The 6,380-nt window shown below is 54.7% G+C and carries 5 protein-coding genes; 4 read left to right on the top strand and 1 reads right to left on the bottom strand.

Translation table 11 applies throughout. From position 1 onward, the window contains the following. Positions 1–176: 176 nt before the first annotated feature. On the bottom strand, positions 177–1,478 hold the full coding sequence (locus IPM80_14315; protein ID MBK8959562.1) for an Hpt domain-containing protein: 1,302 nt from the start codon (positions 1,476–1,478) through the stop codon (positions 177–179). 1,500 nt (positions 1,479–2,978) lie between these two features. Here IPM80_14315 and IPM80_14320 point away from each other — a divergent pair. The 4 genes from IPM80_14320 to IPM80_14335 all read left to right on the top strand — a co-directional run bounded on the left by IPM80_14320 (position 2,979) and on the right by IPM80_14335 (position 6,259). Continuing rightward, positions 2,979–3,428, top strand: a complete 450-nt coding sequence (locus IPM80_14320; GenBank protein ID MBK8959563.1) for a transposase — start codon at positions 2,979–2,981, stop codon at positions 3,426–3,428. A 152-nt stretch (positions 3,429–3,580) separates the two neighbouring features. Further along, positions 3,581–4,177: a transposase gene (locus tag IPM80_14325; protein ID MBK8959564.1), complete on the top strand. Its 597-nt coding sequence runs from the start codon at positions 3,581–3,583 to the stop codon at positions 4,175–4,177. A gap of 202 nt (positions 4,178–4,379) precedes the next feature. Next, positions 4,380–5,021, top strand: a complete 642-nt coding sequence (locus IPM80_14330) for an IS4 family transposase (GenBank protein ID MBK8959565.1) — start codon at positions 4,380–4,382, stop codon at positions 5,019–5,021. A 51-nt stretch (positions 5,022–5,072) separates the two neighbouring features. After that, a protein-coding gene (locus IPM80_14335) for an IS3 family transposase (protein ID MBK8959566.1) occupies positions 5,073–6,259 on the top strand; the annotation gives its coding sequence in 2 pieces (ribosomal slippage) (positions 5,073–5,331 and positions 5,331–6,259; 1,188 coding nt in all). The last annotated feature ends 121 nt before the right edge of the window (positions 6,260–6,380 follow it).

Here is a 6,380-nt window from a genome sequence, read left to right on the forward strand (position 1 = left end):
GCATGTTATGGCGGACTTATGCGCATCGTGTAAGGACGAAACTGACACGACTCGGCCCAAGCAAGATTTACATCCGCCATCTGAATGAACACTTCAGATTGCAACTTTTAATTGATTTTTGCCTCGAAAATGACGCATGTTCCCTGCAACTGCTAGTTAGCTAATGCCGTTGAACTTCATGTAAATTCATCTAAATGACAATCAAGAGTGCGCAAGAAATGCAATATGTGGCACTCGGTCAGCCTAAAGATTTTTCTCATCGATTGTATGCGACGACGTACTACGTCGGGTCCCACCTGGCGGTCAGATGACAAGGCACCGTCGATGCTTTTAAATTCGTCGCCAAGGGCATAGGCGCCAGCTGAATAGCACATGCTTGCTAGTTTATGCGCGTCCGCATCAATCCCAGGAATAGCCGTTGACGCAACTTGGTTCTCTATACTTTGGAACGCTTGTTCTAAACTTTCGACAAAGTTTGCAAGCAACTCTTTTGTGAAATGAATCGTTCGCGCGTTGAGACCTAAATTCAAGTAAGTCGAATAATCAAAAATTGCGTCAGGCGATGAATTGTTCAGCGCGTCTGGGGAAGTGCGAGAGTCTTCGATTAGCTCAAAAATCGTAGATTGGAAAAGCGCATCGGATACCGGCTTAACCAGCCGCCGAATCCTATTAAGGGTGGTTGGTGGTAAGAGGTCCACACTAATGTCCTCAGCAGATATGATTACGCATTTCATGTTCATATGAGTAGGGTGGTTCGTTAGACCATCCAGCAGTCTTTGTGCCGTATGCAACCCAACATTCCAATCGAGTACGAACAAGTCAAATGCCTGCGAACCAAGCGCCGATGCAGCACCCGATGTTGACGTCACGGCGACTGTGTTGATTCCAAGCTGAGCAAGTTTTTCTTCTAATATTGCTAAATTAAGAGGGCTGTCGTCCATCACAAGGGCGTAGCACTGACGCGAGAGAGCGACGGACGGCGTTCGTTCGTCGAGGGCTATGGAGGCTAGAATCGCTTCGGCAATTTGCAGCGCATTTGTCAAAATGCTTAAGGGGTCACTGCGCGTCACTATGATGCGACGCCTCTCAACAACTATCACGTTTTCCGGTTCTTTCTGTCTGAGCATTATTTGGACGGCAGACGTCGGTATGTTATTAATTTCCTTTTGTCTTTCATCAAATTCGCTCTCGTCGTAAATGTAAATGGAACCCCATTGGCCCGATGGATCATCATCCTTTTCGGTAGGATTTAATTCGCCTTTTGACCAGTAGATGTTGGCTGCCCCTGTGCATTCTTTTGCGCAATCTTGAAAAAGGCCAAGATTGCGAGATAAGACAATAACCGGGGTTGTAGTTGAAAAGATGAATTGATCGCTTGCTGGAATAGCATAAAACTCAAAACGCGATGAGTATCGGCTCTCAGACAGTTGGGAAAACGTGAAATGTCCGCCGATCGCTTGGGCGTTTTCATGGGCCACTTTGAGTCCAAGTCCGGAGCGGGTCGACAGAGAAGATCATTCGAATGCGATTCGCTTTGACCAACGAAACGGGCACCAGGATCCGCTTCGTTCTCTATCGTGATTTTTAATTTTGGGCGACTTCCATTTTCATAGGTCATGCTTATTAACACTTCACCGCCGGCACAGTAACGAATAGAGTTCGAAAGGATATTCGACAATATTCGCTCGAAGGGCATAACGTCTCGTGGCAGTTGTGCGTCGCATGTTGCGGCTATTTGGTACCTTAACCGAGCGCCCCTCTCTTCAATTAAGTTTCGATACATTTCTGCGAATCGGACCAGCCAATAGACTGCCGCTTCGTGATCCGGCGACGTTTTAAGACTGCTGTCAGCATCTTCCGTGCCTGACTTCAATTGGTTATCGGATAAGACGCGAGAAATCATTCTCGCCATAAATTCGACAAGCCTATGTATGGAGCTAATTGATTCGACTCCCTTTTCCGAAAGGGGCTCCACCTGCAGTCTGCCTGCGGATTCAAGTACGTGCTGAAGCGGCCCTCGAATATCATGTGCCAAGAACGCAAGTAACTCATTTGTTCTTTTTGTGGTTTCGTTTGCGCGCACCTCCGATTGTCTGAGTTGGTTTGTAAGGTATAGCACGTAGATTGAAATGAACGGCATTCCAAATAAGAAGCTCAGGAGAAAGTGTATTCTTCCCTGCCATGGATCCGATGCGATATATAGCCCCGTAACGCCAAAACACGCGACAGCTAAAGAGAGAATTAGATACTCACGGCCGAATCGCACACCGTATGCGAACGAAATATGAATTAAAAAAAACAGCAAAAATGCTCCTTTCTCTCCGGTTTGATGGAGACCACAGATTGCGAATCCGTTGTCGATAATCAAAGTACCAATAGGATGGATAGGAACTTTAATTTTCCTTTGTAGTGTCGCGAAGAGGAGAACGAGGGAGTACACAACGAATACGAGGTAGGTAGGATGATTTTTTATACCGAACGAAAGGTAGTAAAGCCCCATGAAAGCGCAAATGACTATTCGGACGAGAGCTTGCGCTCTCATTTGGTGAAGTTTTTCAGATGTTTCGCGAGTCCGCATTTTCTTTGCCGTGCGCTCAAATTTGACGGGGTCCAATTCTTTTGGGTCGCCGTTTGTCGTTAGAGTCTTCAGTGACGAAATTTGGACTCCTATGTAGATTTGCGATCGATTTTGCGAGAAAGTCTACTCAACGTTTTCAATCGGCGTATCCAGAGGCGACATTCCCAAGCAATTGTAAAGTTGGCATTCACGTTCGGCACGAGATTGAAAGTTCATTGTTCGGCATTTCCTAACGACCGTCTATATTTGGGTATCGCCCTGATCTACCGGACACATCATGGAAGGTCTGGACTTGCCCGGGTCTGACGGACATTTTCGCGCTATCGTTTTAGCGTAGGAGAAATGTCCCATGAGTAGTAAAAGATATTCGCTCTAATTCAAGGATGAAGCCATCCGCCAGGTGGTTAAGCGCGGTCGTAAAGTGGCGGACGTTGCCGAGCGCCTAGGCGTCTCCAGTCATATCCTTTGCCGATGGGTCAAGGCCGCCCAGCCCGATGACTCGGATGCACGCCGTGCCGCGCTGGTCGAGGCCCGCAGCGAGATCCTCAAGCTCCGCGCCCAACTCAAGCGCACCGAAGAAGAGCGTGACGTCCTAGGAAAAGGGCCGCGCGGTACTTTGCCAGGGAGCCCGAGTAAAGTACCGCTTCATCAACGATCATCGCCACCGTTACCGCATCGGCATGCTGTGCCGCGTCGTGCAGGTCTTGCGCAGTGGCTCCTATGGCTGGCTGGAAAAGCCCCAGTCCGACCGAATGCGCGGGGACGAGCGATTACTACCACTGATCCGCAATTCCTACGCAGCGAGCGGCAGGGTCTAAGGATACCCGAGGGTGTTCCTCGACCCGCGTGAGGTCGGGGAAACTTGCGGTCGCCATCGCGAGGCCAGGCTCATGCGGGCCCCTAAAATTTGGTTCTTCGCCCAATAGCGTGGACGTAGAGCGGGACCAGGGTCGCCACTGCTAGTTTGTTGTTACCACACATCAAGCAAGCAGGAGGGCGACCGTGGCCCCAGAACATCCTATGGCCCGGCTCGGCGGCTGGGAAGGTTATGAGGTTCAATCGTGTACGGTAGAGATGCGCCAGGAGGTCTCGTGGTGCATCGTTCGTCTGGCAATTCGGCGTGCGCAAGCTCACTGGTGTAGCGGCTGCCTGAACCGCTGCCGGTCCATTCACGATTTGGAGCAACGCCAAGTGCGTGACCTGCCGGTGTTCGAGCGCCGCACGTTGGTGGTCTTTCCGCGGATCCGTGTAGCGTGTCCTCGCTGTGGCCCCAAGGTCGAGTTACTGCGCTGGCTCGACCCGCGTCTGCGGGTCACACGCCGCCTCGGCGAGTCCGTGGCCAAGCTATGTGAAGTGACCTCGGTACTGCACGTGGCCCGCCACTACGCGCTGAACTGGAAGACGGTCAAAACCCTGGACAAAGCGCAGCTTGCACGCGAGTTGGGACCGTCGGACCTCGACGGCCTCCAGGTCATCGGCCTGGACGAGTTCGCCATCCAGAAGGGGCATCGCTACGCGACGGTCATCGTCGAGCCTGTTCGCAAGCGAGTGCTGTGGGTCGGGCGCGGACGGAGCCGCGAGGATATCCGGCCGCAGTAGTGTCCCAACGTTGGGTTGTTAGCCTGCCATAACAGCCTGACCGGACGGCAATATTTGTCAGTTCAGGCTGGTCTCGATTTGAACCGCTCCCGTAGCATTTTCGGTCTATTCGGCCGAGCTGCGGGTGGCGTCAATGAACTCAGGCAAACTCGTTTTCGCGCAAGTCATGGCGCATCTCCCGTCGACTACCTTTCGGAGATGCGTGGCCCGCTATCGAGGCGAGCACAAGGTCAAACACTTCAGTTGTCTCGACCAGTTCCTGTGTATGGCCTTCGCCCAGTTGACCTATCGCGAAAGCCTGCGCGATATCGAAGCCTGTCTGCGCAGCCAGCGCACCAAACTCTTTCATCTCGGGTTCCGCAGCATCGTCGCCAGGAACACCTTGGCCAACGCCAACGCAACCCGAGACTGGCGCATCTATGCCGATTTCGCTCAGAGCCTCATCAACATTGCACGCAAGCTATACGCCAACGAGCCCTTCGCCGCCGAGCTCGCCAATACCGTCTACGCCCTCGACGCAACCACCATTGACCTCAGCCTTTCGGTGTTTCCCTGGGCGCCGTTCCGCTTCGCCAAGGCCGCCGTCAAATTGCATACCCTGCTCGACCTACGCGGCAACATCCCAAGCTTCATCCACATCAGCGACGGCAAATGGCACGACGTCAACGTCCTCGATATCCTCGTGCCTGAGGCCGGTGCTTTCTATGTCATGGACCGTGGATATGTCGACTACGAGCAGTTATACAAGCTGCATCAAGCTGCAAGCTTTTTTGTCATTGGCGCCAAGTCCAACTTGCGCTTCAAGCGTCGCTATTCGCAGACCGTTGACGCTCACAGCAACTGAAGTTGATCCGCTTTCGTGGACATCCGATCCTTTTGGAGTCTGGAGGCCACGATGCCGAAATCAAGAATGCCCTACCCGCCGGAGTTCCGGCGCAAGATTGTCGAACTGGTTGAGTCTGGGCGAACGCCCGAGGACTTGGCCCGGGAATACGAGCCGTCTGCGGAGTCGATCCGGAACTGGGTCAAGCAGGCCGAGCGTGACGCTGGCGAGCGCCAGGACGGTCTGACAACGGACGAGCGGGACGAGCTCAATCGCCTGCGGCGTGAGGTCAGACAGCTCAAGGAGGAGCGCGAAATCCTAAAAAAAGCCGCAGCGTGGTTCGCTCGGGAGACCGGGGCGGTGCCCGGGAAGTCTTCGAGTTCGTGAAGGCGAACCACGCGACCTACGGCGTGAGAACGATGTGTCGGGTGCTGGGCGTGACGGCGAGCGGCTACTACGCGTGGCGTCACCGGCCGCTCTCGGCGCGGCAGCGAGACGATGCCTTGCTGACCGACCAACTACGGCGTTTCCATCGGCTGTCCCACGAGCGATACGGACGGCCGAAGCTCTGCATGGATCTGGCCGAGGCAGGATTCCGGGTGAGCGGCAAACGGGTTGCACGCTTGATGCGGGCGGCCGGTCTGTACGGCGTTTCCCGGCGCCGGTGGCCGAAGACGACGGTGCGTGACCGCGAGGCTCGGCCGGCCCCTGACCTGGTCGAGCGGCGGTTCTGGGCGTCGCGCCCGGACGAACTGTGGGTGGCGGACATCACCTACGTGCCGACCTGGGCGGGCTTCCTGTACCTGGCGGTGGTACTGGACGTCTGCAGCCGGCGCATCGTCGGTTGGGCCATGGCCAACCACCTGCGTGCCGAACTCGTGCTCGACGCGCTCGAGATGGCGCTCCAGCAGCGACGGCCGCAGAACGTCATCCATCACAGCGACCAGGGCACGCAGTACACCTCGATAGCCTTCGGCAAGCGCTGCCGCGAGGCCGGCGTGCGGCCCTCGATGGGATCGGTCGGCGACTGCTACGACAACGCGATGTGCGAAAGCTTCTTCGCAACCCTGGAATGCGAGCTCCTGGCCAGTGCCCGCTTCCCCACGCACGCCGCGGCCCGGCTCGCGCTCTTCGAGTTCATCGAGGGCTGGTACAACCCGCGTCGACGGCACTCGGCCATCGACTATCTCTCACCCATCAACTACGAAAGGAGGCTGCATCTTCAAGATACCAACCGTGCGACACTGAGTGCGGCTTGAGACCCAAGCCGTTGACCGTCCAAGAACACGGATCAACTTCACCTTTAAAGCTGCTTTGCGTTTGCTCGGCCCCATTTGTTTCTTATTTCCTTGCGGCGTTCACGTCTTTGTACGGCCTTTC

This window comes from Pseudomonadota bacterium, from assembly GCA_016719885.1.
Lineage (GTDB): Bacteria > Pseudomonadota > Gammaproteobacteria.